Origin of the sequence: Rhodococcus sp. RS1C4 (genome assembly GCF_002258225.1) — a bacterium.
GTDB classification, from domain to species: Bacteria; Actinomycetota; Actinomycetes; order Mycobacteriales; family Mycobacteriaceae; genus Rhodococcoides; species Rhodococcoides fascians_E.
In genome coordinates, this window is record NZ_NOXZ01000007.1 from 173,202 (window position 1) to 199,601 (window position 26,400).

Sequence of the window (26,400 nt, forward strand, 5' to 3'; positions counted from 1 at the left end):
CCAACAAAGTTGCGTAGATTTGAGGTCGATCTGACATTCACATTTCGGACATAGGAGACGAGTGAGCGGAAGGATCGATCGACGGACCCTGCTCGCCGGGGTGTCGGCCGTGAGTCTCGCAGCCCTGCTGCCTGCGTGTTCCAGTCGGCCCGTTCCCTCCGTCGACAATTTGACGTTCGCGACGGGACCGGCGGGTGCGACCTACCGTGAGACGGGGACCGCGCTGGCCGAGCGCTGGAACGACGCCCTCGCCCGCCACGTCGTCGACATCGTCGAAACCGACGCGGCCGTCGACAACGCGGCACTGCTCACGGCCGGGTCCGTCGACCTGGGTTTCGTGAACGCCGACGTCGCGAAACCGTTCGTCTCGGACTTCTCCGCACTGTTCCGGGTGTTCGATTCGGTGCTGCACCTCGCGGTCATGGCCGACGGGCCGGTACGAACACTGCAGGATCTACCGGGCATGCGGGTCGCGGTCGGCCTCCCCGGATCGGGAACCCGCTTCACCGCGCTTCGACTCCTCGACTCGGCCGGGCTCGCCGTCACTCCACTGTCCTACGGCCAGGACGACGCGGCCCGGGCACTGCTCTCCGGCGAACTGGATGCAGTCTTCTCGTTGACCGCGATGCCGACACCGGCCCTCGACTCGCTGGTCAGAGACGCCTCGGCGGTGGGCCGAGCCGTCGAATTCGTCGATCTCGCCGTCGACACCGAGGCCGTACGGGCCGCCTATCCCGGAGAGTACGTCGGCGTCGTGATCTCACGGACGGTGTATCCGGACATCGCGTCGAGTCGCACCCTCGCCGTTCCCACGTTCGTGCTGGTGCGCAACGAGTTTCCACGCGACTTGGCTCGTTTCCTGACGGCGAGCACGTTCGAGAATGCCCGGGCGCTGTCGATGAACCGCCCGGAAGCAGATCAGATCAACCCGCGAACCGGGGCCGCCACCACACCCGTTCCACTGCATCCCGGTGCAGCGGACTGGTTCCGCGAACAGAAACCCTGACTCACGCTGACGCACAGGGCAATCGAACAGTCGCCACGATTCCGCCACCGGAAGCACCCCGTAACTCGAACGTTCCTCCCACATCGGCCACCACATCACTCACGATGGCAAGACCCAACCCTGTCCCGGCCACGTTCTGATGCCGTGGCGCGCGCCAGAATCTCCCCGTCGCCGCAGTCGTCTCCGATTCCGACAACCCGCGACCATCGTCCTCCACCTCGAACAACGCCCAGCGACCCTCGGATTCGGTGCGCATCCGGACCGTCACCGTCGTGCCGCCGGACAGCCGGGCGGCGTTGGACACCAGTTCGTCGAGCACCGCGACGAGGCCACCGGAGGGTTGGCGGACGGTGCGACACCCCGGAGCCGGTCCCTCGATCACCAACCGAACCCCGGCGCTCTCCGCGCACGCCTGCCACCGCGGCCGCGCGGCATCGAACACGCCGACGACCGAGCACAGGTCACCGTCACGTTCACCGTCGTCCCGCTCCGCGGAGACGGCGCCGAGCATCGCTTCGAACGTCGCACCCAGTTCCACCGTCTCGGCAACGGCATCCTCGTGGGCCTCGCGGGCGTCACCGTCGCGCAGCCAGGGCCGTAGATTCTCGACCGACAAACGCAAGCTGGCCAACGGATTTCGGAGCTGGTGGGCGGCGTCGGTGACGAACGCGCGCTGACGCTGCATCGACCGCTCGACGGTGTCGGCCATCGTGTTGAACGATTCCGACAGTTCGCGTAGCTCCTGCGGGCCTCGATCGACGTCCGCGCGGGTCGTGAAATCGCCTGCGCCGATACCGGCAGTGCTGCGCTCCAGATCGCGGACGGGCCGAAGAATCCACGATGTCAGCGGCCACAACCCGGCGAGCAACCCGGCGACGGCGACCACCAACACTCCGATACCGACAGCCCATTGGGACAGGCTCCCGGCGCGCAACGTGTCCGTCGGAGCCTCGATGACGACGACGGCGGTCACCTGGGAGTCCCGGCCGACCGGTTCGACCACCCGCACGGGAGCGGCGGTCCACGGGTAGACAGTCGGCGCCTCGGACACCCGGCCGCCCGCGAACGCACGCCTGACGGCACCGGCCAGTTCCTCGTCGTCGGGAAGCGGAACGCCGGGGTCGTACACGGTCGCCCCGTCCAGAGCGAGCACCCACACCGCTGAGTCGTACAACGCCGAGTACGACGCCAGTTCCTCTCCCAGCCCGGTCGATTCCCCGGATTCGATCGCCGCGTTCACCTCGGAGGCGAATCGCACTGCGTCACCGGTCCGGTCGATGAACACACGCTGGGTTGCGCGCTCGGACACCAGAATCGCGTACGGGATACCCACGCCGAGAACGAGAAGGGCGATCACCGGGACCATGCTGAGAACGATCCGTCTGCGCACGGCTGTCCGTCAGCTCTCGGACGCCGATTCGAGCCGATATCCGACGCCTCGGACCGTCGTGATCGACGCTGCGGCGCCGAGTTTGGTGCGAAGCGACGCCATGTGGGTGTCGAGGGTCCTGGTGTTTCCTTCGCGGGCGGACTGCCACACGTGATCCAGGATGCGGTCGCGCTCGACCACGACGTCCACGTTCTGAGCGAGGAGCACGAGCACGTCGAACTCCTTGCGGGTCAACGGAAGAACCATGCCTGCCAGCAGAACTTCGTGACGGTCGCGATCGATGCACAGCTCCCCGTGCCCGATACGACCCTGCGATTCCAGAGGTACGGACGAGAGCCTGAGCCTGCGCATCACGGCGTCGATACGCGCCATGAGCTCGGCGATCCCGAAGGGCTTGACCAGATAGTCGTCCGCGCCGGCACGAAGTCCGCGGACGCGGTCGTTCGTGGCCCCACGCGCTGTGACGGCGATGACCCCGGTGGACGGATGGTCCCGCAGCGCTCGGATCACGTCCACACCGTCTCCGTCGTCGAGACCGAGATCGACGAGAGCAATGGCGAAGTCCTGCCGGGCCATCGCTCGGCGGGCTGCCGCGACCGCGCCGACCCGTTCGACGTCGAAACCCTCGGCATGCAAGGACCGACGCAGAGCACGGGCCACGCGATCGTCGTTTTCGACGACCAATGCCCACATGTCCGAAAAGTCTACTTCGGGAGACTTCGAACTGTGGGCACTTGGTCGACGACCGGTCTACGTCAGTTGACGCCGAGCAGGTCGATCACGAACACGAGGGTCTTTCCGGACAGGCGATGACCGTGTCCGGCCGGGCCGTAGGCGAGCTCCGGCGGAATGGTGAGCTGACGGCGTCCGCCCACCTTCATCCCGGGAATGCCGTCCTGCCAGCCCTGAATCAGGTTCTGGAGCGGGAACTTGATGGACTCCCCGCGGTTCCACGAGGAGTCGAACTCCTCGCCCGAGTCGAACTCGACCCCGACGTAATGCACCTCGACGGTATCGCCGGGTGAGGCTTCGTCACCGTCTCCCTCGACCAAGTCCACCAGCACTAGATCGATGGGTGGAGGGCCTGCCTGGAACTCGATAATTGGCTTCGTCACGCACTCCACCCTACGTCGCGCTGGTCAGCCGATCGGGTCAGCCATGCGAATGACGTCGTATTCGCAGGTCAGCACGTTTCCGGTGGCGGCGTCGGACATCTCGACCTTCCACGCGTCGGCGAACTGGTCGACGCCGGGATGCATCGAGATCGTGCCCGAGATCAGGATGGTTCCGCGCTTGAACAGCCCGCGCTCACGGAGCACGTCGAGCCAGTACTTCGGAGCGAGGAGATCGGCCAGCGACCCCGTCTGAATCGGGGTCTCGCCGACCCATGCCTTCAGCGTGATGTCGTCGATGCGGTCCGCGACGTCGGACAGACGCCACGCACCGGAACCGAGCACGTCGGGTGATGCGTTCTTGCTCCACGCGACGCTGTGGACCTCGAGGTCGCGGTCGGTGTGATCACACGCGACGGTGAGCAGCACGTCGTCGTCGGTATCGCCGAGAACGACGAGCGCCCACTCGGCTTCACCGGAGGTGCGCCCGTGCTGCACGTGCACGGCGTTCGTCTGCTGAGCCAGGTACGGCGAGATGGGGTACATCGCGGGCGTGACGGTCGGTGCCGGAACACCGAGTTCGGCCAGCTCGGCGATGTGATGAGCAACTTCTTCCTGGTTGCGGCCCGCGTAGCCGGCGTTGAGCAGATTCAGCGGTTCGACGGTCTCGGTGGTTCCGTCCGGAAGCGTGAACGTCAGCATCGTGAATGCCTCTCTCGTTAATTGATTGTTTCGAATACGCCGAAAAGCTTGCGCATACGTCTTGTATACAGCAAGTATGGAATCAGTACAACGGATACAGTGATCCAAGGCACAGACGAAGGAGTTGCCATGACTGCGCAGACAGTCGAAAAGAAAGGCCTGGTCAAGGCATTTGCGGCCAGCCTGACGGGCACCGCATTGGAGTGGTACGACTTTGCCGTCTACTCCGCGGCGGCCGCCCTGATCTTCCCGATCGTCTTCTTTCCCGACAGCGATCCACTGACCGGCACCCTGCTGGCCTTCTCGACCTACGCGGTCGGATACGTGGCACGCCCCGTCGGCGGATTCGTCTTCGGACGCCTCGGCGACGTCATCGGCCGCAAGCAGTTGTTGGTCATCACGCTGCTGCTGATCGGCGTCACCACATTCCTCATCGGTTTGATCCCGGGTTACGACACCATCGGCATCGTCGCCCCGATCCTCCTGGTCACGATGCGCTTCGCCCAGGGCGTGGCCGTCGGCGGCGAATGGGGCGGCGCGGTACTTCTGTCGAGCGAATACGGCAACCCCCGTCAGCGCGGCTTCTGGTCGTCGGCCGCACAGATCGGTCCCCCAGCCGGAAACCTCCTCGCCAACGGTGCTCTCGCCGCACTCACCCTCGCCCTGACCGAGGAGCAGTTCGAATCCTGGGGCTGGCGCGTCGCGTTCCTGCTCTCCGCAGTACTCGTCGGCTTCGGACTGTGGATTCGCCTGAAGCTGGAGGACACTCCGGTGTTCAAGGCACTCCAGGAAAGCGGAGATCGCTCCGAAGCGCCGATCAGCGAGGTCTTCAAGTTTCAGCGTCGCCCTCTTATCGCCGCGATTCTGTCCCGCATCGCCCCCGACGTCATCTACGCACTGTTCACCGTCTTCTCCATCACGTACGGCACACAGAAGCTCGGCTTCGAACGCAGCGAAGTTCTGATCGCCATTCTCATCGGCTCTGCATTCCAGCTCGGCCTGATCCCGCTCGCCGGCGCCCTGTCCGACCGCATCAACCGCCGCCTCGTCTACGGCGTCGCCGCCGTCGGTGGAGTCGCCTGGAGCGCAGTGTTCTTCCTGATCATCGGCGGAAGCTCGCTGCCGCTGCTGATCCTCGGCGTCGTCGTCGGACTGGCGTTCCACTCGTTCATGTACGGACCGCAGGCAGCCTTCGTCACCGAGCAGTTCACCGTGCGCCTGCGATCGACCGGCAGCTCGCTCGCCTACACCCTCGCAGGAGTCGTCGGTGGAGCCATGGCACCGCTGATCTTCGTCTTCCTGCTGGACAAGACCGACACCTGGACGCTGATCGTCGCCTACGTCGCCGTCGTCGGCGCCCTGACCGTCCTCGGCCTCGCGCTCGGACGCAACCCCGACCGGGCCGAGGAAGAGGAGTACGAGGTCATTCGCGCGACTACGCCCTCAACAGGATCTGCAGTGTGACTTCCAGATGATCGTCGATCGCCCGATGCACGAGGTCCTCGTCGCCGCTCTCGAGAGCGACGACGATGGCCTCGTGCTCGGTGCACACGTTGCGCTGGCGATCGGACGCCGCGAACAACGCGGTCAATCCGACGCGCAGCTGACGGGCCCGCAGGCCTGCGTACGTCCGCGACAGCAGTTCACTGCCGGCGGAATCGATCAGAATTTGATGGAACCTGCCGTCGAGGTCGATGAATTCCTTTGCAGCATCATCGGTTCGAACCTCGGCGAGCACCTCCTGAGCACCGAGGGCGTCGCGCATCAGGGCCACCGGCGGGGTGCCGGTTCCGACGGCCACCGAGCCCGCGTGACGCTCCAGCACGCCTCGCAACTCCATCAACTCACCGATCTGGCGGCCGGACATCGCGGGAACGTGAGCACCCCGCTTGGGTACCATCTCGACAAGACCCTCCGCCTGCAACATCAACAGGGCTTCACGAACCGGCGTGCGAGACACCCCGATTCGAGTCGCCAGGTCCTGCTCGTTCAGAAATGTTCCGGTGGCCGCAGGTGACGTGAGCACTTGGTCACGAACGAACGAGTACGCCTTGTCCCTACCCGACACCGATTGCATACGATATGTATACCTCTCGACGCGCTACGAAACCATGCACAGCGCCCACGAAACAGGAGATCAGCAGATGAGCACCAGCCTCCGAATCAGCCTTGCCCAGGTCACCAGTGGAACTGAACCATCGGACAATCTGCGAATCATCGACACCCACGCCCGCGCAGCCAAAGAAGCCGGATCCTCCGTCGTCGTCTTCCCGGAAGCGATGATGCGGTGCTTCGGCGGACCGATTCGCGGCGTCGCAGAACCCCTCGACGGCCCGTGGGCCGACGGCGTCCGTGCGATCGCGTCCAGCGTCGGAATCACGATCGTCGCGGGAATGTTCACCCCCGCCGACGACGACCGTGTCGCCAACACCCTCCTGGTCACCGGCGACGGCGTCGACGCGAGCTACGACAAGATCCACCTCTTCGACGCCTTCGGTTTCGCCGAATCCGACACGGTCGCACCGGGTTCCGAACCGCTCGTCCTCGACATCGACGGTGTACGCATCGGCTTCGCGACGTGCTACGACATACGCTTCCCCGCGTTGTTCCAGAAGCTCGGCGACCTCGGCGCTCAACTGGTCGTCGTCGCCGCGTCGTGGGGCTCCGGTCCGGGCAAGGCCGAACAGTGGTCGCTGCTCGCCCGAGCCCGCGCCCTCGACTCCACGGCGTTCATCGCCGCCTGCGACCAAGCACAACCCGAGCAGTCGAACGGAACCGCGCCCCTGGGCGTCGGCCACTCCATCGTCAGCTCCCCCACCGGCGAGGTACTGGGTCAACTCGACACGACTCCCGGCATGCTGACCGTGGACATCGACACCACACAGGTCGAGTCGGTGCGCCAGAACCTACCGGTCCTGAAGAACCGCCGACAGTTCTGACGGGTCACCCGAACTCCCAGCCCGCTGCCACGGATTCACGGCAGCGGGCTTCGTCGTCGCCGGCGGCGACGTACACCGCCGTGAGCATCGACGCCCCGTAGGCCAACGCAGCCTCGTCGAGCGGCCCGGTCACGACGAGCGAGACCAGCCCATGCCCGACGATCCAAGCCTGAAGCGCGAGATCCACCGAATCCACATCCGCCCGGAATCGTCCGGCATCCTTTGCACGGTCGATCCCCAGCACCAGATGCTGCAGAACCGCATCAGCGCCGCCCGGATCCTCCAGATCGACCGTCGCGTCGAACATCACTCGATACAGATCCGGATTCTCCAACGCGTTACGTGTGTACACCGATCCGAGCGACGCCAGGTCACGGACCGGATCCGCCGTGACCTCCGCGGCCTCCGACATGGCGGCCAACCTCTTGAAACCTTCCTGCCGCACGGCCATCCACAGACCGTCGAGGCCGTCGAAGTAGGTGTACACGGCCATGGTCGAGACCTCGGTGTCCTTGACGAGCGCACGCAGCGTCACGGGCTGCCTGTCCCCCAACATTCGCGCGGCTCGTTCGATGAGCATCGACCTGATCCGAGGATCTTTGGTTCTGACCATTCCCCAACAATATATAACAGTGTTATATTTTCGGAACCCCGACGAAGGAGCCAGATATGACCATCACCCTGCACAACCCCGACGGTCTGCCCAAACCCGATGTCTACCGCCAACTCTCGGTCGCCGAAGGATCGAAGCTCGTGTTCCTTTCCGGCCAGGTCGCCCGCGACGCCGACGGCAACCGCGTCGGGGAGAACGACTTCGCGGCGCAGGTCGAACAGGCCTACCTCAACGTCGCCACCGCGCTGAACGCCGTCGGCGGGACGTTCGACGATGTCGCGAAGCTGACGGTCTACGTCGTCGACTGGACGGCCGAGAAGATGCCGTTGCTCGGAGAAGGCGTCGGGCGGGCCGCAGCGAAGCTCGGCATCGACCCCGTCAAACCCATCACGCTCATCGGAGTCGTCGCGCTCGGCGAACCGGACATCATGGTCGAGGTCGAGGCCACGGCCGTGCTCGACTGACACGTGCACCCCGAAACGACGAAAGCCGCCTGGACCCCGTGACAGGTTCAGGCGGCTCTTCGCTCGGTGACGACTAGCGCGAGGACACGTCCTTGTAGTCGCGCTCGGTGTAACCGGTGTAGATCTGACGCGGCCGACCGATCTTCGTGGTCGGATCCTCGTGCATCTCACGCCAGTGCGCGATCCAGCCCGGGAGACGTCCCATGGCGAACAGCACCGTGAACATGTGCGGCGGGAAGCCCATCGCTCGGTAGATCAGCCCGGTGTAGAAGTCCACGTTCGGGTACAGCTTGCGCTCGACGAAGTAGTCGTCGGTGAGCGCCGTCTCCTCGAGCTTGAGCGCAATGTCGAGGAGCTCGTCACCGTTGCCCAGCTTGCCGAGGATGTTGTGCGCGGTCTCCTTGACCAGCGTGGCGCGCGGATCGAAGTTCTTGTAGACGCGGTGCCCGAAGCCCATGAGCTTCACGCCGTCTTCCTTGTTCTTCACCCGACGCAGGAAGTCGGTGGCGTCGCCGCCCTCCGCCTTGATCTTGTCCAGCATCTCGAGGACGGCCTGGTTGGCGCCGCCGTGCAGCGGTCCCCACAGAGCATTGATGCCACCCGAGATGGACGTGAAGAGGTTCGCGTCCGAGGATCCGACCAGACGAACCGTCGACGTCGAGCAGTTCTGCTCGTGGTCCGCGTGCAGAATCAGGAGCATGTCCAGAGCCTTCACGATCTCCGGGTCCACCTCGTAGGGCTCCGCCGGGAATCCGAACGTCATGGTCAGGAAGTTCTCGACCAGGCTCTTCGAGTTGTCCGGGTACAGGAACGGCTGACCGACGGACTTCTTGTACGCATAAGCCGCGATGGTCGGCAGCTTCGCGAGCAAGCGGATGGTCGAGAGTTCGACCTGCTCGGGGTTGTTCGGATCCAACGAATCCTGGTAGTACGCGGACAACGCGTTGACCGCACTGGACAGCACCGGCATCGGGTGAGCGTTGCGCGGGAAACCGTCGAAGAATCGCTTGAGGTCCTCGTGCAGCAGTGTGTGCCTGCGGATCTTGTCGGTGAACTTCTCGAGCTGGTCCTCCGTGGGGAGCTCACCGTAGATCAGCAGGTAACTGACCTCGATGAAGCTCGACTTGCCGGCCAGCTGTTCGATCGGGTAACCGCGGTAGCGCAGGATCCCTGCAGCACCGTCGATGTAGGTGATCGCAGACTTCGTCGACGCGGTGTTGACGAATCCGCCGTCGAGCGTCGTGTAGCCGGTCTCGGCCAGCAACTTACCCAGCTCGATGCCGTCATTGCCTTCGGTTGCCTTGGCAATGGACATGCTGTGTTCGCCACCGGGGTAAACGAGGGTGGCTTTTGCGTCATTCTCAGCGGGCACGAATGGTCCCTCTCGAACTCATGTAACGGACACGTACTTAAATCGGACACTTACTGCAGTCGATAGAGAAACTAGTCTCTCGGCGCCTCGGACGCCCACGGAGGGTCGGCACCCGGGCGAGAAACCGTGATGGCGGCTGCTCGCGCGGCGAACCTCAGTGCTGCCTTCCAGTCTCCCGCGCCCATGTCATTCAGGTCACGCGTTGTGACAATGGTCTCGTTTGTCAAATACGCGAGTAAAGCTCCGTGCACGGTGTCACCTGCACCGATGGTGTCGACGACGTCGACGGGCACCCCGGGAACCGAGAATTCGCCCGCCGAAGTGAACACCGAGATACCGTCGCCTCCGCGCGTCATCACGATGGCTGCGACGCCTGCCGCGAGCCAGTCGTCGACCGTCGTCCCCTCGGGTCCGAGTCCCAACCAGTGCGCGTCGTCCTCGCTGACCTTCAAGATGTCCACCGACGGCAACCACGACTTGAATCGGGTACGAAAACCGTCGGCCGTGATGTCTCCACTGGTGCTGTCGATGGCAGCCGGACGGATGTTGGGGTCCAGCATCGTCAGCTTCCCCGCCGCGTGCGCACGGTGCAGCAGGGCTGCGTACATCGACGCGCCCGGCTCGTACAGAAGCGACAGCGTGCCGAAGGACAGAGTCGTGATCTCGTCCGGCAACTCGCCCGGGTCACCGACGAGCCGATCGGCCGTACCGTCTGCGTAGAACGAGTACTGAGCGCTACCGTCGTCCGCCAGGGTGGTCATCGCCAACGTGGTCGGCTCGGCGCCGCGCTGCACCCACGTGGTGTCGACGCCTGCATCACGCAGGCTGCCGAGGATCTGCTCCCCGAACGCGTCCGTGGACACCCTCGACAGGAACGACACGTTCGTGCCCAGACGACCGAGCGACACCGCGACGTTGAACGGGCCACCCCCGAGCTTCGGAGAGAGCAACGGGCCTTCGTGCACCGGGACCAGATCGACGAGAGACTCGCCGCACACCAGAATCGTCATCGCGTCAGAAACTCCATTCCCCATGAGCCGGTCCAGGTTTGCCCCGGCGTCAACACGATCACGTCGACGCCGGAATTGAACGCGTCGGGCGGGCACGTCATCGGTTCCACGGCCACCGCGCGCCCACGGTCCGGGTACGCCTGATCATGTCCGGGGTCGGCGGTGAACACCTGCACCCAATCGAACTCGCGGTCCGTCCACAGTCCGGTACCCGTGCCGTCCGGCCCGCGGAGAACGTGCCAGGCCTTGCCGTCGGCGTCGGGTACTTCGGCGCTGAATGGAGTGTCCAGCCAGACGTCCTTCATGAGACGCGGCGCCGTGAAATCGAACTCCGAACCCGCGGTCGGAACCGACGGACCGTTGGGCAGGTTGCGAACAGGGTCGAGTTGCAGCCGAGTGCCGGCGGAGAACTCCAACGTGCAGTCGTCGAGCGGAACATCGCCGACGCGCACGAACGTGTGAAAACCCATGCCGTAGGGAGCGTCGGACTCACCGGTGTTGGTCGCCGACGCGGTCACGACGAGCCCGCTGTTCGACAGTTCGTGCACGACCGTCACCTCCACGCTGTACGGCCAACCCGGGTGCTGCCCGATGTCCACCGACTGCTCGACGCGAGACTCCGATCTGTCCACGAGAGTCCAGTCGACCCTGCGCACGAAACCGTGGCTTGCATTGTTGCGAGACGGTTCGGTGATCTCCAACTGGTGGTCGCTACCACCGAAAGTGAATGCACCGTCGGCGACACGGTTGGGCCACGGAGCGAGCACCAATCCCGCCGAGAGCGGTGGTGTGGTGCCCACTTCCCACGTCTCGGTCAGCGGCGATCCGTCGAACTCGAGCAGCCTCAGACCGGCGCCTGCCGCGGCGATCTCCGCCCGGTACTTCCCGCTCGAGATCGAATATGCGTCAGCCATGGTTGCCATTGTCCACTACCTGACAGGCTTATTCGGTCATTCCGCGGGCTACGCTCCCGACCCGGTACCGGATGAATGCCGGAAGAGCCAGCGCGGCAAGCGATACACCGATCACGACGAGCACTCCGCCGCCCGCTGCCGCCGCCGCGGTACCCACCGACGCCGCCGCAGCGCCGTGCAGGACGTCACCGATCCTGGGGCCACCGGCAACCACGACGATGAACACTCCCTGCAGCCGACCTCTCATCTCGTCCGTCGCGACCGTCTGCAACATCGTCGACCGGAATGCAGCCGAGATCATGTCGGCGCCGCCGCCCAGAGCGAGGAACGCAAGCGCGAACCACAACGCCACCGCCGTCGCACCGTCGGACGCCAGGCCGACCGCGACACCGAACCCGATCATCGCCGCACCCCACACCATGATCGCGACGATCACAGCCATGCCTTGCCGTTTCACACGCGGAAGCCATCCCGAGAACACACCGCCCACCACCGCGCCCGCCGACATCGCCGCGAACAGCATGCCGAGAACCGGCCCACCCGACGCCGGATCACCGAAACTTTCGTGCGCGATCTGCGGAAAAAGGGCACGGGGCATACCGAACACCATCGCGATGATGTCGACCACGAACGACGCGAGCAGCACCTTCTGCGTCGCCAGGTAGGCGAAACCGTCGAACACCGAACGCAGACCGGCACGCTGACCCGCCGACGCCGGAGGGATCGCGGGGAGCTTGATCACCGCCCACAGCGTCGCGAACAGGAACACCGTGTCGATCAGATACAGCGTCTCCAAGCCGATGTAGTAGATCAGGATTCCGGCGCTCAACGGTCCTGCGATGGCGCCGAAATTCATCACCGTCATGTTCAGCGAATTCGCGGCCGGGAGCTGTCCGGGTGGCAGGATGCGCGGCAACAGTGCACTACGCGTCGGTTGGTTGACCGCGAAGAACGCCTGTTGGACGGCCAGCAGAACCAGAACCACCCATACGTTGTTCAGATCGAGGAACGCCTGCAGCCAGAACAGCGCGGACGTACCGATCAGACCGAACGTGGTGCACATCAACAACGTTCGACGATCCATCACGTCGGCGAGCGCACCGCCCCACAGCCCGAACACGATCAGCGGAACCAACGCGAACACGCCCGTCAACCCGACGTACGCCGAGCTGAGCGTGATCTGGAATACCTGTTGCGGCACAGCGACGATCGACAACTGCGCACCGATGACGGTGATGATGTTGGCGAGCCACAAGCGCCGATAGGCAGGAGTCTTCAGCGGAGTGGTGTCGGCCAGGACACCGCGAAGAGCATTCACGGCTGCAGGCGCTCCACCAGCCGAGTCGACGTCGTCAACCGAATTCTGTTGTGCAACCGATTGGTTCGGCCCTGCCAGAACTCCACGGTCTCCGGGCTCAGCCGGAACCCACCCCAACCGGGCGGAACCGGCACATCCACACCGTCGAACCTGCGAGCAACCTCAGCCAGAGCAGCCTCGAGCGCCTCACGGGAATCGATCGGCTGCGACTGCTGCGACGCCCACGCCCCCAGCTGCGACCCGCGAGGCCGCGACGCGAAATACGCCGCAGTGTCCTCCGCGGACACCTTTCGGACGGACCCTCGGAAGGTGAGCTGACGCTCGATACCGATCCACGGGAACGTCACCGACGCATACGGGGTGTGAGCGAGGTGGGTCGCCTTGTCGGATCCGTAGTTCGTGTAGAACACCACACCGTCGGCGTCCAGACCCTTGCACAACACCGTCCTGGTCGACGGCCGTCCGTCGGCATCGACGGTCGCGAGAACCATCGCGTTGGGCTCGGCGATCTTCGCCTCGACAGCGTCGGCGAGCCACTGCTGCGCCACCGGTAGCCAACCGCCGAGCAGCCGCTCCGCATCCACGTCGGCGTCCTGCTTGTAGTCGACCCGCATATCGGCCAGAGGGGAGGTGTCGCTCGGTTGCCTGTCTCGGTGCACGAACCGCCACGTTACTCCCGGGTACGAAGCGCTACAGTTCTGACCAGGCAAGCTCGAACGCGAGTCGCGAGGCTACAAGGAGAGTCCTACGGTCATGGCTGTACAACAGGTTCCCGAAGATTTCGTCAGTGGTCTCGAAGGCGTCGTCGCGTTCACCACCGACATCGCCGAGCCGGACAAGGACGGCGGCGCGCTGCGCTACCGCGGCGTCGACATCGAAGACCTCGTCGCCAAACACGTCACCTTCGGCAACGTCTGGGCACTGCTCGTCGACGGCCGCTTCGGACCAGGACTCCCACCGGCCGAGCCGTTCCCGCTCCCCATCCACACCGGCGACGTCCGCGTAGACGTCCAAGCAGGCCTGGCGATGCTCGCCCCCATCTGGGGCTATCAACCCCTGCTCGACATCGACGACGCCACCGCCCGCGACCAACTCGCCCGCGCCTCGGTCATGGCACTGTCCTACGTCGCACAGTCCGCACGCGGCATCTACCAGCCGGCCGTGCCGCAGAAGAAGATAGACCAGTGCGAAACCGTCACCGCACGCTTCATGACCCGCTGGAAAGGCGACCCCGACCCCGCGCACACCGAAGCCATCGACGCCTACTGGGTCTCGGCCGCCGAACACGGCCTCAACGCCTCCACCTTCACCGCCCGCGTCATCGCCTCCACCGGCGCCGACGTTGCCGCCGCACTCTCCGGAGCCATCGGCGCCATGTCCGGCCCACTGCATGGCGGCGCACCCGCCCGCGTTCTCCCGATGATCGAGGAAGTCGAGAAGAACGACGACGCCCGCGCCCTCGTCAAAGGCATCCTCGACCGCAAGGAAAAGCTCATGGGCTTCGGGCACCGCGTCTACCGCGCCGAAGACCCTCGCGCCCGCGTGCTGCGCGCAACCGCCAAGCGCCTGAACGCCCCGCGCTACGAAGTCGCCGCGGCACTGGAACAAGCAGCTCTGGCCGAACTCCGCGAACGCCGCCCCGACCGTCCCATCGAAACCAACGTCGAATTCTGGGCCGCGGTCATCCTCGACTTCGCCGAAGTACCCGCGCAGATGATGCCCGCCATGTTCACCTGCGGCCGCACCGCCGGATGGTGCGCCCACATCCTCGAACAGAAACGCCTCGGCAAACTCGTCCGCCCCGCCGCCATCTACACCGGCCCCGCACCACGCACTCCCGAATCCGTCGACGGCTGGGGACAGATCGTCTGACACCGGCGCAGCGTCCGGCGGTCGGTCGACGCGCGGGTTTCAGTGGGAGCGCGTACTGCAACACGCGCAGTCGCTGCAACCCGCGCAGGCGCGCCCAGGTGACCGAACGGCACATTCGGTCTCCACCGGACCGTGAACGCGCAGGTTCCAGCCCCATGCGCAGGTTGCAACCCTCGCGTCCAGGGCACGTGCGCGTGGAGACCGGCGACCTGTGATCGACCCTCTTGGACTAGCCTGTACGTGCCAGTTCCCTCGATGCTTAGGATGCGCTGCTCAATGGCCGAATTGCCGATCATTCCCGCTGATCTTCTGCCCGCCGACGGACGTTTCGGCTGCGGACCGTCCAAGGTTCGCCCCGAGCAGCTGCAGTCTCTGGTGGATGTCGGTGCGTCCGTGTTCGGTACGAGCCACCGTCAGAAGCCCGTCAAGGACGTCGTTGCACGGGTGCGTGGTGGCCTGAAGGATCTCTTCAGCCTTCCCGAGGGGTACGAGGTGGTGCTCGGTAACGGTGGAACCACCGCATTCTGGGACGCCGCGGCTTTCGGTCTGATCCGCGAGAAGTCGCTGCACCTGACCAACGGTGAGTTCAGCTCCAAGTTCGCCTCGGTCGCAAAGAACAACCCGTTCATCGGCGACCCGATCGTCGTGAAGGCAGAGCCCGGTAGCGCTCCGGAGCCGACGTCTGATCCGTCCGTCGACGTGATCGGCTGGGCGCACAACGAGACGTCGACGGGTGTGGCCATTCCGGTCAGCCGCCCGGCCGGCTCCGAGAACGCGCTCATCGCCATCGACGCGACGAGTGGCGCGGGAGGCCTCCCGGTGAACGTCGCCGACTCCGACGTCTACTACTTCGCCCCGCAGAAGAACTTCGCCGCCGACGGTGGCCTGTGGGTCGGCCTGTTCAGCCCCGCAGCGCTCGAGCGCGTCAGCGAGATCCAGGCGTCGGGCCGCTGGGTTCCCGACTTCCTGTCGCTGCCGATCGCGATCGACAACAGCAGCAAGGACCAGACGTACAACACCCCGGCGGTGGCCACGCTGTTGCTGTTCGCCAACCAGATCGAGTGGTTGAACGCCAAGGGCGGCCTGGACTGGGCGACCAAGCGCACCGCGGACTCGAGCTCGCGTCTGTACGACTGGGCCGAGAAGAGCGAGTTCGCCACCCCGTTCGTGACGGATCCCGCGCACCGCAGCCAGGTCGTCGGCACCATCGACTTCGACGAGAAGGTCGACGCCGCCCAGGTCGCGAAGGTCCTGCGCGCCAACGGTGTCGTGGACACCGAGCCGTACCGCAAGCTCGGACGCAACCAGTTGCGCGTCGGTATGTTCCCGGCGATCGAGCCGGACGACGTCACCGCATTGACGAAGAGCATCGACTGGGTCGTGTCGGCTCTCGGCTGACCAGCACCTGGTTGGCAGCAAGCTCACAGCACGGGCGTTCCCTTCGAGGGCTAAACTAGTTGGCATCTGCAACTATCTCGAAGGGAGCGCCCTGTGCGTTGGCCGGCGATCCTTCTGCGACTGAAAGTCACGATCGCCTACTCGGTCCTCGCCGCGACTGCCGCGATACTCGTCGGACACCTCGGCCCCCACGCACAATGGCACGTACTTCTTCGCGCCAGCACCAACCTGCACAATCTCGGCGACGGTCACGTCGGCACGCTCGTCGCAAGCGCATTCCTGACCGACGGTGAACCGAACTGGGTGTGGCTCGGCGCCGTTGCCCTTCTCTTCGCGGTCGCCGAGTGGATCTCGGGGTCGATGCGCTTCCTGCTGGCTTTCGCCGCCGGTCACGTCGGCGCGACGGTGCTCGTCGCCGCCGGACTCTTCGTCGGAATCCACGCCGACTGGCTGGAGGATTCACTCGCCGTAGCCGTCGACGTCGGCGTCAGCTATGCCGCCGCGGCCGTTGCAGGATCGCTGATCCGCTACCTACGCGGACCGTGGCGCGTGCTGTGGGCGGGCGGCTGGCTGGCTCTGGTCGGAGCCTCGGCGATCGCCGATCCGTCGTTCACCGCATTCGGCCACGCCACGGCTCTCTGCATCGGACTGACGTTGGGCGGATACTTCCTGCACCACGACGCAAAAGCTTTCCGCGACAAGTACATTGCCGACGCGGCAACGGAATCCGTGCACCCGACTAGCGCAATGACTAGTCTTTGACAAGAACGCGGCGGGTGCGTGTCGCAGACACGCTCGACGTCACGAGTGGATTACTGTCGACGAGGACGATATCGCGAGTCGGCGCGATGAGGAGGTCAAGGTGCGGGATCTACGCGTGGTCGGTCTCGAACCCGATGGGCAGTACGTGATCTGCGCAGATCCCAAAACCGGCGACAAATTCCGGCTTCCGGCCGACGACAAACTCCGCGCGGCCTCTCGCGGCGACATCGCTCGACTAGGACAGATTGAGATCGAAATGGACAGTTTGCTACGCCCCAAGGAGATCCAGGCCCGAATTCGAGCGGGTGCCACCGTCGAACAGGTGGCAAGCGACTCCGGAATGGCACTGAGCCGTGTCGAGGTCTTCGCCCATCCCGTTCTGCTCGAACGCTCGCAGGCCGCGACGATGGCACAATCCGGTCACCCACTCCGTCACGACGGCCCCGCGGTCCAGACCCTCGCGGAGGTCGTCGCACTGGCCTTCCGCGCACGCGGCCACCACCTCGACGAGGCCACGTGGGATGCGTGGCGGGACGAGGACAACAAGTGGGTCGCGCAGCTGAAATGGCAGGCCGGTCGCACCACCAACAAAGCGCACTGGCAGTTCCTGCCCGACGGCCACGGCGGCACCATCACCGCTCTGGACGACGCAGCGGCCGAGCTGGTCGATCCGGACTTCGGGCGTCAGCTCCGCGGTCTCGCGCCGGTCCGAGCCCTCGAAGTTGCCCCGCAGGAAGAGTCGCAGCAGACGTTCGACGAGTACTACGGCACCACCGCGGACAGTGAACTCGACGAAGCCGTCGACGACGAACCGGCGGACGTCGTTGTGAACGAGCCCAAACATGATGCACTTCCGGCACCTAAAAAGGACAAGAGGGGCAAACCTGCCATGCCGTCGTGGGAAGATGTTTTGCTGGGTGTCCGCAGCAGCGGGCACAGCTGACATGAACCGCTGACAGTCGAGAAGGGTGCCGGGAGTGGGGGTCAAAGTATCGACCATCTGGTACACCGACGCACCTGACCCGGCGTCCTTGTTACGCGAGACGTCGGCGTCCGATCACGCTGCGGCCGCGGCCCTCGTCGGCCGGTTGATCCCCGACCTCACCGCGCTGCCGACAGCACCGACCCCTTTGCCGCAGTCCGCCGGAGTCGGACCCGACGCGATCGTCGTCGGTTGTTACCCGGGCACCACCGTCGTGTGCTCGCCGAACCTCTCGATCGCCAAACCGTCGTTGATCCCGGAGTCCTGGGTACGGCCTCTCGCCTCGGAGCACACGTACTTCGTTGCAACCGACCCGGAGAACGCATGGGGTGCGTTCGCCTACTGGGAACGCGGAACCCTTCGCCGCTCGTTCAGCGCGACCCCGATCTACATCTACGAGGACCTCGGCCTGCCGCTGGTGTGGGAGCGACCGTTCTGGGCAGGCGAACGCCCGTTGATCTATCCGCCCGGGGTGCTACCGGACCCACAATCGCTTCCGTTCCATCCGCAGGAATTCGCGGAAGCAGCGAACGCAGAATGGCTCGGGTTCCGCTACACGGGAGCGCCGCGCGGCGACGAGTTCGATCCGATGTCCGTTCCCGCGTCCGGTTTTGCGCTCTACACACCCGGCGAGGAACCGGCCGCCGAAGCTCCCGCACCGGTGTCCGCGCCGACCGATCGCAAGTTCATGCGTTGGCTGCGACGGAAATCCCCAGAGCCACAAAGCTGAGCACCCCGCCGACGCACACGCCGTACACCGGCCATCGCCACACCCGCGTCGACCGCCACCGCAGTACGGTCGGAGCCGCACCGCCGACGACGATCAGGTTGATCCCGATCGCGAGGAACACGTTGATGTGGGCGAGTTCTCGTCCGAACGCCGTCAGGGCAGCGCCGACGAGTACGGCCACGAACACTGCCACCGGGATGCCGGTGAACAACACGTCACGGTCGCGTGCCACGGCCCTGTCGGTCACGACGGCTGCAGCCGAACACGTTCGTAGAACGCCATCGCGGCAGCCGTGGCGACGTTGAGCGAATCGGTACCGGGCGCCATCGGGATCCGGGCCCTGACGTCGGTGGCGCGCATCGCGTGTTCGGTCAGTCCCGGCCCTTCGGCGCCCAACAGCAGGGCCACCTTCTCCCCGGTCATCGCCTCCGCCAGAGGAATCGCCGACGGGTTGGGCGTCAGCGAGATGGTCTGAAAACCTCGGTCCCGGAGTATCTTCAGACCGCGGGGCCACTCCGGTACGCGGGCGAACGGCACTCGAAGAACGTGCCCCATCGACACTCGCACCGCGCGACGGTAGAGCGGGTCCGCACACGCGGCACCGAACAGCACGGCATCGGCACCGAGTCCGGCCGCGTTGCGAAACATCGACCCCAGGTTCTCGTGATCGTTGACGCCCTCCAACACGACGACAGTTCTGGCGCCGTCGAGTACGTCCGCGAGCTCCAGTTCCGGCGGGCGGTGCGCGGCGGCGAGAACGCCACGGTTCAGGTGGAAACCGACGGCCTCGGCCATCACGTCCGCGGTCGCCCGATAGAACGGCACGTCGACGCCGTCGAGTCGGTCGCCCAGCTCTTTCAGGCGGCGGTCGACACCGAGAAGGCTGATGGGCGCGAACCTCGAGGTGAGCAGACGCTCGGCCACGAGCACACCTTCCGCGATCACCAGGCCTTTGCCGTCGGGCAGATCGGGTCGACGGTCGGACGAGTTGAGATCGCGAAAGTCGTCGAGCCGCGGGTCCGCGGAGTTTTCGATGTCGATTACGTGTACCACGTGTCCATCTTCCCACCCGTATGAAAAGCGTCCCCGTCTATGCCAAGCTGAGGAGCGATGACTACCGACGACACGATCACGATCCGTACCGCCACCGACGACGACTGGGATGCCGTCGCGCTGCTCGACGCGCACGCGTTCGGAGAGCACCAGAATTCCGAGGACCTGGCGGAGACACAGATACTGACCAGCTCCGAACACGTCGTCATGGCGTGGGACGGGGATGCGCCCGTCGGAGTCGCGATGCACTTCCCGATGTCGGTGACGGTCCCCGGCGGCACGCAGGTGGAGGCGTCGGGTGTGTCGTGGGTATCGGTCGCGCCGACGCACCGCAGGCGCGGAATCCTGCGACGCATGTTCACCCGGCAACACGAGAAACTCGAGAAGGCTGGTGCGCCGCTGTCGCTTCTCACCGCGAGCGAAGCCACCATCTACGGCCGGTTCGGTTACGGACCTGCCACCGAGGAACATTCTGTGGTGCTCGATCGCCGGTTCGCGCAGTTCCACAAGGACGTCCCTCCCGTCACCGGGGTTCGCCTGATCGAGTCGGCCGAGGCATCGACCCTTCTCCCGGACATCTATCACCGGTGGCAGCGTAGGACGGCCGGGGCCCAGCCCAAACCGCCCATTCGCTGGGAGCGCTTCTTCGCGGACCGCGAGAACCGGAGGCACGGACTCACCGAACTGTTCTTCATCGCGCACGCCGACGGTTACGTCGCCTACCGGCGCAGCCCCACCGAGTCCAAGATCGTCGTCCAGGAATTCATCGCCGTCACGGACCGGGCGTACGCGGAGCTGTGGCAGGTACTCGCCGGGGTCGACCTCGTCGACACCATCGAAGTGAACCAGGCTCCCGACGAAGCGTTGCCGTTCCTGCTCACCAGCAATCGTCTACCGAAGATCACCGCCCACCACGACGCACTGTGGTGCCGGATCATGGACGTCGAGGCAGCGTTGGAGGCCCGCACCTACGGAGTCGACGCGCAGTTCGTCCTCGAGATCGAAGATCCGTTCCTGAACGCGGGCGGCACCTTCGACGTGACCATCTCCGAGGGACGTGCGTCGGTGACGCGTACCGAAGCAGCACCGGACGCGACGATGAAGCTCGACGTGCTCTCGGCGATGTATTTCGGCACTCACAGCGCCACCAGGTTCGCGGCGGCGTCGAGGCTGTGGGCACGTGACCCGGAAGCGCTGCACACCGTGGACCTCGCCTTCTCCACCGACCGCGCCTCGGTCATGGGCTGGGCCTTCTAGAAATCTACGGCCGGCCGACCACGCCGTTGGTGAAGGCGTAGTGCACGGCCTGCGCCCGGTCCCGCAGCCCGGCCTTGGCGAACAGGTTGTTGATGTGTGTCTTGACGGTCGCTTCGCTGACGAACAACGCCGACGCGATCTCGCGGTTGGTGAGCCCTTCCGCGATGTGACGGAGCACTTCGGTTTCGCGCGGGGTCAGCTCCACCGGAGGAGCCGTCGGCGCCGCAGGTCGGGCGACGGCCAACAGGCGCGCCTGCACCGCACGGTCGAGAACCGACTGACCTGCCACCGCAGCGCGGAGCGCCGCAGCGATTTCGTGTCGTCCGGCATCCTTGGTCAGATATCCGACGGCCCCTGCGCCGAGCGCGCCGAGGATGGAGTCGTCGTCCGCGAAGGTCGTCAGCACCACGACGGGCAGGTCCGGGTGTCGTCGATGCAGCTGCGCGGTCGCCTCCACCCCACCGATCCCCGGCATGCGAAGGTCCATCAGGACGACGTCGGGATCGACGCGGTCCACCTCCGCGATCGCCCCCTCGCCGTCGGACGCTGTCGCGACGACGGAAATGTCCTCGACGAGATCGAGCATCGTCGCCAGGGCTTCTCGCACCGACGTCTGGTCGTCGGCGATCACCACGCGCACGCTCATGCGTCGAGTGTGACGTGTACGCGCCACCCCTGATCGGTCGGCCCTGCCGTCGCCGTACCACCGACGAGGGCAGCTCGTTCACGCATTCCGACCAGACCCATCCCGCTGCCGACGACCGCGCTCGGCGACTCGGACGCCTGATTGTCGACGGTCAGTTCGATGCTCTTCGGGTGGAACGTCAGTGCGACATCGACGGGTGCGTGAGGTGCGTGCCGATGCGCGTTGGTCATCGCTTCCTGAACGGAACGAATCAGGAACTGCGAGCCCTCGACCGACGGTTCTCGCGGTGATCCGTGCACCTCGAACCTCGCCTGATCGCCGACGAGATCACGCAGCGTCGGCACCAGCGGCAGGGCGTCGTCGCGCAGTGCCTGTACCGCGCGACGTGCCTCCACGAGGCCTTCTCGCGACAGCGACTGCGCCCGTCTGATCGATTCGCGAGCGGACTCGATCCGATTGCCGTCGAGCAACGCGTCGGCGACCTCGAGCTGCATGGTCACCCCGGACAACGAATGCGCGAGAACATCGTGGATGTCGCGCGCGATCCGGGCCCGTTCGGCGAGCGCTCGTTCACGAATCTGTGCCTCCAGTGCCGCCACCCGGTTACGTCGCGAATAACCGAGAAGCGCCGGCATGCCGACGACCAATCCGGCAATGGGCGGCCAGGTGTCGATGCCGCAGGCGTCGGCGATCGCGAGCGACACCGCACACGCGACGCTCACCGATGCCGCGAGCGGTAACGACACCGACGGACGGAAGCGGTACCCGATACTGCCCGCGACGAAGAACGGGAACACCGAGGCGATGGAATCGGTCGCGAACGGAAGCAGGGCCGCGGAGGCGACGATTCCGACACCGATCAAGCCGTTGCCCACCCGTGCCGGCACCCATTTCTCCGGCGCCGTCCGCACCGACATGACGACGCTGTTGACGACGAGCAAGCACAGCACGAGAAGGCCCTCACCCTCCACCCCGAGTGGGCGGAGGGTGAGGAACGAGGCGACGACGATCACCGCCGCGAAGTACGGGGTCAGCACGGATTCAGTCTGTCACTCACGCCGCGCGGGCGGCTCCGTGCCGCCACACCGCGTGGTCACCGGTCTTGCGTGCCTGCCATGCAATGGCGTGCCCGGTACGCGTGGCGCGGTAGAGGACCACAAGCCCCTCGGCCAGGAAGCCGACGCCCAGCGACAGCATCAGCGCGTGTCCTGCGACGGTTGCCGCCGACGCGTCGATGGAGGCTTCGATCGGTGCCGCGACCAGACGTACGGCAACCGACGCGATCAGCAGGGCCACCGACGCGACCGTGTAGCGCATGAAGGCGAAGCCGTCGCGGGGTTCTATCTTGATGGTGAACCCGCGAAGCACTCCCATAGCCGCGGCGACGGCGACGCCGAACGCCACGAAGGCAACGGCCATCGGGGTGATGCCGACGGAGCCGATACTCGCGAGGCCGATGACCGCGATGACCCCGGGGAGCACCAATGTCCGGCGAACTTCGATCATCTGACCCGTCATGCGGCGGAACAGTAGGTAGAGAACCAGGGCTGCGATGAGGACGATCCAGGTGATGTTCATGTCCACAACGCTAGGAACGATCGAGTGCATTCGTATCGACCCACGGGTGGAGATCAGGTGGAGCTCGTCTCCGCCCCCTGACATTTGTCATGGCTCGGCCGTGACATCGTCACGCCAGCCGATGACGCACAGCACTACTGGTCGCGGCCGGATCGGACGAAAGTTGTTCTCATGAAACAACCAGACGAAGGAAACCTCTTCACCGACCTGATGGAGTTCGGCCCCGCGCCGACGATGGCGCGAGAGGTCGTCGTCATCGTCATCTCCCTTGCCCTCCTGGCCGCCGTCATCGCCCTCGTGGGCACCAGCACGCTCGTGTGGATCGTCGCCGCGGTCGCGGTCGTGTTCCTCGCGGCACGCTTCGCGTTCGGTCTTCGTGAGTGGGGCAAGCGATGAGCATCATCGACGTCGACGGCATGACCCGTCGTTACGGCACCGGCAAGACGGCGTTCGAGGCGGTCAGCGACCTGAATCTCTCGGTGCGGGAGGGCGAACTGTTCGGACTCCTCGGCACCAACGGCGCCGGTAAGACGTCCACTCTCGAAGTGATCCAAGGACTTTCGCGTCCGAGCGAAGGGACGGTGTCCATCATGGACATGGATCCGGTCCGCGACCGCCGCGACGTGCGCCCGAATCTGGGGATCATGCTTCAGAAGGGCGGACTTCCATCCGACCTGACCGCACTCGAGAGCCTGGAGATGTGGGCGGGCACGTGCAGCAGCCCGCTGCCGGCACGCGACGTCCTCGCCCGAGTGGATCTGGCGGACCGCGCGGACACCAGGGTCAAGTTCCTCTCCGGCGGCGAGCAGCGGCGATTGGACCTGGCGTGCGCGATCGTCGGGCAGCCGCGGGTGCTGTTCCTCGACGAACCGACGACGGGTCTCGATCCCGAGAGTCGCCGCAACACATGGACTTTGATCGAGGAACTCAAGCAGTCCGGTGTGACGATCATGCTGACCACCCACTACCTGGACGAAGCCGAGCAGTTGTGCGACAGGCTCGCGATCATGCACAAGGGCCGCGTCGTCCGTAGTGGAACCGTCGCCGACGTCATCTCCGGGCATCCCGCGAAGATCCACCTTGAACTGCCACCCGTGACGCTCCCCGAGCTACCCGGTGCGACGCTCGACGTCGAAGGCAGTCGCCTCGTCATCTCCACCCAGACCGTGCAGGACACGTTGACCGACCTGTTGCTGTGGGCACGACAGTCCGGAGTACGCCTCGAAGGACTCGACGCCCGCGCCGCGTCGCTGGAAACCGTGTTCCTCTCCATCGCAGACGAATTCGACGATCGTAAGGAAGTTGCAGCATGAGTACCCTGGCCACTCTCTCGCGCTCGGAGTTCACTCTCCTCGTTCGCAACCGAGTACTGCTGTTCAACGCCATGATCATGCCGCTGCTGTTCCCCGTGGTGGTCCTGATCATCGGGCGGAACAGCGACGCGGGGTTGACCGACACGATCGTGTCCTCCGCCCTCGAAGTCTTCTCCCTGTTCCTGCTCGTGTTCCTGGTGTACTACAACTTGCTCTCGGCGTACGCCACGAGACGGGACGAGCTGGTACTCAAGCGACTTCGCACCGGTGAAGCCACGGATAATCAGATCCTGCTCGGCCCGGCCGTACCGTCGTTCGCCCTGACGATTCTCCTGACCATCGTCATCGTCGCCGTCATCGCAGTCCTGGGAGGCGGACTCCCCGTCAACCCGATACTCCTCGTGATCGGATTCGGCGGCGGCGCAGCACTGTTCGCCGCGCTGGCCCTGATCACGTCGACGTTCACCCGCAACGCCGAGGCAGCACAGATCACCAGCCTGCCGATCATCCTCGTCGCCATGGCCGGAACGTCGTTCCTGCGGGGAATCGTTCCCGAGTCGGTGGACACGGTCATCGACCTGACTCCGATGGCGGCCGTCCTCGACGTCGTCAACCTGGGGTGGCTCGGAACCACCGATCCGGATTCGGCCGCACTCGCCTTCGCCGACACCTTCTCCCCCGCCCTGAAGCCGATTCTGGTCATCGCCGCGTGGATCGTCGGGTCGATCGTGATCGCCAAGACACACTTCCGCTGGGAACCGCGTGCCTAGAGTCCTCGGTCACGCTCTGGAAAGGTGGAGGACATGAACCTGCGGCGCTACCTCGATCCGCGAACGACATGGCGGGACACCACCGATGTCGACAAGGTGCGGCTCTACACCCGCCAGTCGTTCGTGAGCATCATCGTCCTTCTCGGAGTGGTCGCGCTCGCAGAATCGGTGACCGAACGACTGTGGGTGTCCGGAGTCGCTCTCGCCGTCACCGCGGGCGCGACCGTGATCACGGTGCACCGGATGCCGATCATCGGCGGAATGCGCACCGGCGAGATTCGGTGGCCCCTCGCCGTCACGGCGGTCGCTGCAGTGGTGGCGGGGATCGCCGGAACGGCCACGTTCAAGATGTGGGCACTGCTCATCGTGGCCATCCCGGTGACGGCCCTCATCCCGCTCCGGTGGTCGGCGGCCATCGGGGTGGCCGTCGGCGTCGCAACCGGCGTCTCCCCTTACGGCCCCCTCGCCGGCGTCATCGCATTCGTAGTCGTGGTGGGTATGGCAGCCACGGTCAAGCTGTCGATGTGGCTACTGGCCGTCGTCACCGAACTCGACGCGTCCCGGGAGGCGGCAGCCCTGCTGTCCGTCGCCGAGGAGCGACTTCGATTCTCCCGCGACCTGCACGACGTCGTCGGCCGCGCTCTGTCCGCCATCGCGGTCAAGAGCGAACTCGCCGCCACACTGTCCCGACGCGGCGACGAGCGCGCCGCCGAGCAGATGGAGGAAGTCCGAGACCTGGCTCAGCACTCCATGACCGAGGCCAGACAACTCGTCCGCGGATACCGCTCGATCGACCTCGCCGCCGAACTGAACGGAGCATGCTCGCTCCTGCGGGCCGCAGGCATCGAGACGACCGTCACCGGCAGCCCCGACGACGTCTCACCCCGCTTCAGCGAAGCTGCCGCCTGGATCGTGCGCGAAGGTGCCACCAACATCCTCCGCCACTCCGACGCCACCCACAGCAGCTTCGACGTCACCGAGAACTCCGTCCGCATCACCAACAACGTCCCCCACCGGCAACGGACAACCGACGGCACCGGACTCGCAGGACTCCGGGAACGACTCGCCGCCGTCGGCGGAACCGTCGACACCACCCTCACCGAGGACGACTTCACCCTGACCGCGACCTTCGCCTCGACATCGACATCGGCATCGGCATCGGCATCGACAAGCGCCTCCACCTCCGCCCACCCCACTCC

General features: G+C 65.5%; 30 protein-coding genes. 14 read left to right on the plus strand and 16 right to left on the minus strand.

Translation table 11 applies throughout. The features are described 5' to 3' along the window. Positions 1-61: 61 nt before the first annotated feature. Positions 62-1,006: a TAXI family TRAP transporter solute-binding subunit gene (locus CH289_RS02365; RefSeq protein WP_033190704.1), complete on the plus strand. Its 945-nt coding sequence runs from the start codon at positions 62-64 to the stop codon at positions 1,004-1,006. Between the two features lies 1 nt (position 1,007). Here the strand turns inward: CH289_RS02365 and CH289_RS02370 are convergent, their stop codons facing one another. From CH289_RS02370 to CH289_RS02385, 4 genes are all read right to left on the minus strand, one after another. Continuing rightward, complete coding sequence (locus tag CH289_RS02370) at positions 1,008-2,372, minus strand: sensor histidine kinase (protein WP_256976948.1); 1,365 nt, start codon at positions 2,370-2,372, stop codon at positions 1,008-1,010. Between the two features lie 33 nt (positions 2,373-2,405). Next, positions 2,406-3,089 carry a response regulator transcription factor gene (locus CH289_RS02375; RefSeq protein WP_020111501.1) on the minus strand — a complete coding sequence of 228 codons (684 nt, stop codon included), beginning with the start codon at positions 3,087-3,089 and terminating at the stop codon, positions 2,406-2,408. A gap of 62 nt (positions 3,090-3,151) precedes the next feature. Further along, entirely contained in the window at positions 3,152-3,511 is a 360-nt protein-coding gene (locus CH289_RS02380) for an FKBP-type peptidyl-prolyl cis-trans isomerase (RefSeq protein ID WP_026347664.1), read from the minus strand. A 24-nt stretch (positions 3,512-3,535) separates the two neighbouring features. Then, entirely contained in the window at positions 3,536-4,210 is a 675-nt protein-coding gene (locus CH289_RS02385; protein WP_019664378.1) for a DUF2848 domain-containing protein, read from the minus strand. 129 nt (positions 4,211-4,339) lie between these two features. Between CH289_RS02385 and CH289_RS02390 the strand changes: the two genes are divergently transcribed. After that, entirely contained in the window at positions 4,340-5,674 is a 1,335-nt protein-coding gene (locus tag CH289_RS02390) for an MFS transporter (protein ID WP_019664377.1), read from the plus strand. Here CH289_RS02390 and CH289_RS02395 read toward each other — a convergent pair. Continuing rightward, a complete protein-coding gene (locus CH289_RS02395; protein ID WP_019664376.1) occupies positions 5,646-6,287 on the minus strand; it encodes a GntR family transcriptional regulator in 642 nt (213 codons plus the stop codon). The two genes, CH289_RS02390 and CH289_RS02395, sit on opposite strands and share 29 nt — an antisense overlap. Positions 6,288-6,354: 67 nt before the next feature. Between CH289_RS02395 and CH289_RS02400 the strand changes: the two genes are divergently transcribed. Beyond that, the gene (locus CH289_RS02400; RefSeq protein ID WP_026347663.1) at positions 6,355-7,149 is read left to right on the plus strand and encodes a carbon-nitrogen hydrolase family protein; all 795 of its coding nucleotides are present in this window, start codon (positions 6,355-6,357) and stop codon (positions 7,147-7,149) included. 4 nt (positions 7,150-7,153) lie between these two features. Here CH289_RS02400 and CH289_RS02405 read toward each other — a convergent pair whose 3' ends face one another. Then, complete coding sequence (locus tag CH289_RS02405; protein ID WP_020111502.1) at positions 7,154-7,762, minus strand: TetR/AcrR family transcriptional regulator; 609 nt, start codon at positions 7,760-7,762, stop codon at positions 7,154-7,156. Between the two features lie 56 nt (positions 7,763-7,818). Here CH289_RS02405 and CH289_RS02410 point away from each other — a divergent pair, with 56 nt between their 5' ends. After that, the gene (locus tag CH289_RS02410) at positions 7,819-8,226 is read left to right on the plus strand and encodes a RidA family protein (protein ID WP_019664373.1); all 408 of its coding nucleotides are present in this window, start codon (positions 7,819-7,821) and stop codon (positions 8,224-8,226) included. Positions 8,227-8,299: 73 nt separating this feature from the next. Here CH289_RS02410 and CH289_RS02415 read toward each other — a convergent pair whose 3' ends face one another. From CH289_RS02415 to pdxH, 5 genes are all read right to left on the minus strand, one after another. Beyond that, complete coding sequence (locus tag CH289_RS02415) at positions 8,300-9,598, minus strand: citrate synthase (protein WP_026347662.1); 1,299 nt, start codon at positions 9,596-9,598, stop codon at positions 8,300-8,302. Between the two features lie 71 nt (positions 9,599-9,669). Beyond that, positions 9,670-10,608: a carbohydrate kinase family protein gene (locus tag CH289_RS02420; protein ID WP_020111503.1), complete on the minus strand. Its 939-nt coding sequence runs from the start codon at positions 10,606-10,608 to the stop codon at positions 9,670-9,672. Next, positions 10,605-11,531 (minus strand): aldose 1-epimerase family protein, encoded by a 927-nt coding sequence (locus CH289_RS02425; protein ID WP_033190701.1) that lies wholly within the window; start codon positions 11,529-11,531, stop codon positions 10,605-10,607. The genes CH289_RS02420 and CH289_RS02425 overlap by 4 nt, the downstream gene beginning before the upstream one ends. A gap of 19 nt (positions 11,532-11,550) precedes the next feature. Further along, positions 11,551-12,840 carry an MFS transporter gene (locus CH289_RS02430; RefSeq protein WP_033190700.1) on the minus strand — a complete coding sequence of 430 codons (1,290 nt, stop codon included), beginning with the start codon at positions 12,838-12,840 and terminating at the stop codon, positions 11,551-11,553. Next, positions 12,837-13,454: a pyridoxamine 5'-phosphate oxidase gene (pdxH, locus tag CH289_RS02435; RefSeq protein WP_020111506.1), complete on the minus strand. Its 618-nt coding sequence runs from the start codon at positions 13,452-13,454 to the stop codon at positions 12,837-12,839. The genes CH289_RS02430 and pdxH overlap by 4 nt, the downstream gene beginning before the upstream one ends. 139 nt (positions 13,455-13,593) lie before the next feature. Between pdxH and CH289_RS02440 the strand changes: the two genes are divergently transcribed. The 5 genes from CH289_RS02440 (at position 13,594) to CH289_RS02460 (ending at position 18,584) form a co-directional block, all read left to right on the plus strand. Further along, positions 13,594-14,712, plus strand: coding sequence for a citrate synthase 2 (locus CH289_RS02440; RefSeq protein WP_019664367.1), 1,119 nt, complete (start codon positions 13,594-13,596; stop codon positions 14,710-14,712). Positions 14,713-14,988: 276 nt separating this feature from the next. Then, positions 14,989-16,110 carry a phosphoserine transaminase gene (serC, locus tag CH289_RS02445; RefSeq protein ID WP_094727159.1) on the plus strand — a complete coding sequence of 374 codons (1,122 nt, stop codon included), beginning with the start codon at positions 14,989-14,991 and terminating at the stop codon, positions 16,108-16,110. Positions 16,111-16,203: 93 nt separating this feature from the next. Further along, entirely contained in the window at positions 16,204-16,872 is a 669-nt protein-coding gene (locus CH289_RS02450) for a rhomboid-like protein (protein WP_033190698.1), read from the plus strand. Positions 16,873-16,972: 100 nt separating this feature from the next. Continuing rightward, a complete protein-coding gene (sepH, locus tag CH289_RS02455) occupies positions 16,973-17,815 on the plus strand; it encodes a septation protein SepH (RefSeq protein ID WP_019664363.1) in 843 nt (280 codons plus the stop codon). A gap of 34 nt (positions 17,816-17,849) precedes the next feature. After that, entirely contained in the window at positions 17,850-18,584 is a 735-nt protein-coding gene (locus CH289_RS02460; protein ID WP_033190697.1) for a DUF6928 family protein, read from the plus strand. Here the strand turns inward: CH289_RS02460 and CH289_RS02465 are convergent. Further along, positions 18,541-18,831: a DUF2537 domain-containing protein gene (locus CH289_RS02465; protein ID WP_020111509.1), complete on the minus strand. Its 291-nt coding sequence runs from the start codon at positions 18,829-18,831 to the stop codon at positions 18,541-18,543. The genes CH289_RS02460 and CH289_RS02465 overlap by 44 nt on opposite strands. Beyond that, the gene (locus CH289_RS02470) at positions 18,828-19,637 is read right to left on the minus strand and encodes a TrmH family RNA methyltransferase (RefSeq protein WP_019664360.1); all 810 of its coding nucleotides are present in this window, start codon (positions 19,635-19,637) and stop codon (positions 18,828-18,830) included. Before CH289_RS02470 ends, CH289_RS02465 begins: the two co-directional genes overlap by 4 nt. A gap of 57 nt (positions 19,638-19,694) precedes the next feature. Here CH289_RS02470 and CH289_RS02475 point away from each other — a divergent pair, with 57 nt between their 5' ends. Continuing rightward, on the plus strand, positions 19,695-20,894 hold the full coding sequence (locus CH289_RS02475; RefSeq protein ID WP_020111511.1) for a GNAT family N-acetyltransferase: 1,200 nt from the start codon (positions 19,695-19,697) through the stop codon (positions 20,892-20,894). A gap of 4 nt (positions 20,895-20,898) precedes the next feature. Here CH289_RS02475 and CH289_RS02480 read toward each other — a convergent pair whose 3' ends face one another. From CH289_RS02480 to CH289_RS02490, 3 genes are read right to left on the minus strand one after another with little or no spacing between them, the layout of a single operon-like run. Next, complete coding sequence (locus tag CH289_RS02480) at positions 20,899-21,540, minus strand: response regulator transcription factor (protein ID WP_019664358.1); 642 nt, start codon at positions 21,538-21,540, stop codon at positions 20,899-20,901. Next, the gene (locus CH289_RS02485) at positions 21,537-22,577 is read right to left on the minus strand and encodes a sensor histidine kinase (RefSeq protein ID WP_020111512.1); all 1,041 of its coding nucleotides are present in this window, start codon (positions 22,575-22,577) and stop codon (positions 21,537-21,539) included. The genes CH289_RS02480 and CH289_RS02485 overlap by 4 nt, the downstream gene beginning before the upstream one ends. Before the next feature lie 16 nt (positions 22,578-22,593). Then, positions 22,594-23,118: a hypothetical protein gene (locus CH289_RS02490; RefSeq protein ID WP_230621134.1), complete on the minus strand. Its 525-nt coding sequence runs from the start codon at positions 23,116-23,118 to the stop codon at positions 22,594-22,596. 171 nt (positions 23,119-23,289) lie between these two features. On the opposite strand from CH289_RS02490, the gene CH289_RS02495 reads away from it, so the two are divergent. From CH289_RS02495 to CH289_RS02510, 4 genes are all read left to right on the plus strand, one after another. Further along, positions 23,290-23,514: a hypothetical protein gene (locus tag CH289_RS02495; RefSeq protein ID WP_019664355.1), complete on the plus strand. Its 225-nt coding sequence runs from the start codon at positions 23,290-23,292 to the stop codon at positions 23,512-23,514. Then, positions 23,511-24,431: an ABC transporter ATP-binding protein gene (locus CH289_RS02500; RefSeq protein WP_033190694.1), complete on the plus strand. Its 921-nt coding sequence runs from the start codon at positions 23,511-23,513 to the stop codon at positions 24,429-24,431. The genes CH289_RS02495 and CH289_RS02500 overlap by 4 nt, the downstream gene beginning before the upstream one ends. Then, complete coding sequence (locus tag CH289_RS02505) at positions 24,428-25,201, plus strand: ABC transporter permease (RefSeq protein WP_020111515.1); 774 nt, start codon at positions 24,428-24,430, stop codon at positions 25,199-25,201. Before CH289_RS02500 ends, CH289_RS02505 begins: the two co-directional genes overlap by 4 nt. Before the next feature lie 33 nt (positions 25,202-25,234). Then, positions 25,235-26,400, plus strand: a 1,166-nt coding sequence (locus CH289_RS02510; protein WP_179276707.1) for a sensor histidine kinase, incomplete at its 3' end; no start/stop codon positions are given.

Bases quoted from the DNA above. Each gene is read 5' to 3' on its own strand.
- CH289_RS02370 (WP_256976948.1), bottom strand. From the start codon at position 2,372: ATGGTCCCGGTGATCGCCCTTCTCGTTCTCGGCGTGGGTATCCCGTAC.
- CH289_RS02375 (WP_020111501.1), bottom strand. From the start codon at position 3,089: ATGTGGGCATTGGTCGTCGAAAACGACGATCGCGTGGCCCGTGCTCTG.
- CH289_RS02385 (WP_019664378.1), bottom strand. From the start codon at position 4,210: ATGCTGACGTTCACGCTTCCGGACGGAACCACCGAGACCGTCGAACCG.
- CH289_RS02390 (WP_019664377.1), top strand. From the start codon at position 4,340: ATGACTGCGCAGACAGTCGAAAAGAAAGGCCTGGTCAAGGCATTTGCG.
- CH289_RS02395 (WP_019664376.1), bottom strand. From the start codon at position 6,287: ATGCAATCGGTGTCGGGTAGGGACAAGGCGTACTCGTTCGTTCGTGAC.
- CH289_RS02400 (WP_026347663.1), top strand. From the start codon at position 6,355: ATGAGCACCAGCCTCCGAATCAGCCTTGCCCAGGTCACCAGTGGAACT.
- CH289_RS02405 (WP_020111502.1), bottom strand. From the start codon at position 7,762: ATGGTCAGAACCAAAGATCCTCGGATCAGGTCGATGCTCATCGAACGA.
- CH289_RS02410 (WP_019664373.1), top strand. From the start codon at position 7,819: ATGACCATCACCCTGCACAACCCCGACGGTCTGCCCAAACCCGATGTC.
- CH289_RS02420 (WP_020111503.1), bottom strand. From the start codon at position 10,608: ATGACGATTCTGGTGTGCGGCGAGTCTCTCGTCGATCTGGTCCCGGTG.
- CH289_RS02425 (WP_033190701.1), bottom strand. From the start codon at position 11,531: ATGGCAACCATGGCTGACGCATATTCGATCTCGAGCGGGAAGTACCGG.
- pdxH (WP_020111506.1), bottom strand. From the start codon at position 13,454: ATGCGGGTCGACTACAAGCAGGACGCCGACGTGGATGCGGAGCGGCTG.
- CH289_RS02440 (WP_019664367.1), top strand. From the start codon at position 13,594: ATGGCTGTACAACAGGTTCCCGAAGATTTCGTCAGTGGTCTCGAAGGC.
- serC (WP_094727159.1), top strand. From the start codon at position 14,989: ATGGCCGAATTGCCGATCATTCCCGCTGATCTTCTGCCCGCCGACGGA.
- CH289_RS02475 (WP_020111511.1), top strand. From the start codon at position 19,695: ATGACTACCGACGACACGATCACGATCCGTACCGCCACCGACGACGAC.
- CH289_RS02480 (WP_019664358.1), bottom strand. From the start codon at position 21,540: ATGAGCGTGCGCGTGGTGATCGCCGACGACCAGACGTCGGTGCGAGAA.
- CH289_RS02490 (WP_230621134.1), bottom strand. From the start codon at position 23,118: ATGAACATCACCTGGATCGTCCTCATCGCAGCCCTGGTTCTCTACCTA.
- CH289_RS02495 (WP_019664355.1), top strand. From the start codon at position 23,290: ATGAAACAACCAGACGAAGGAAACCTCTTCACCGACCTGATGGAGTTC.
- CH289_RS02500 (WP_033190694.1), top strand. From the start codon at position 23,511: ATGAGCATCATCGACGTCGACGGCATGACCCGTCGTTACGGCACCGGC.
- CH289_RS02505 (WP_020111515.1), top strand. From the start codon at position 24,428: ATGAGTACCCTGGCCACTCTCTCGCGCTCGGAGTTCACTCTCCTCGTT.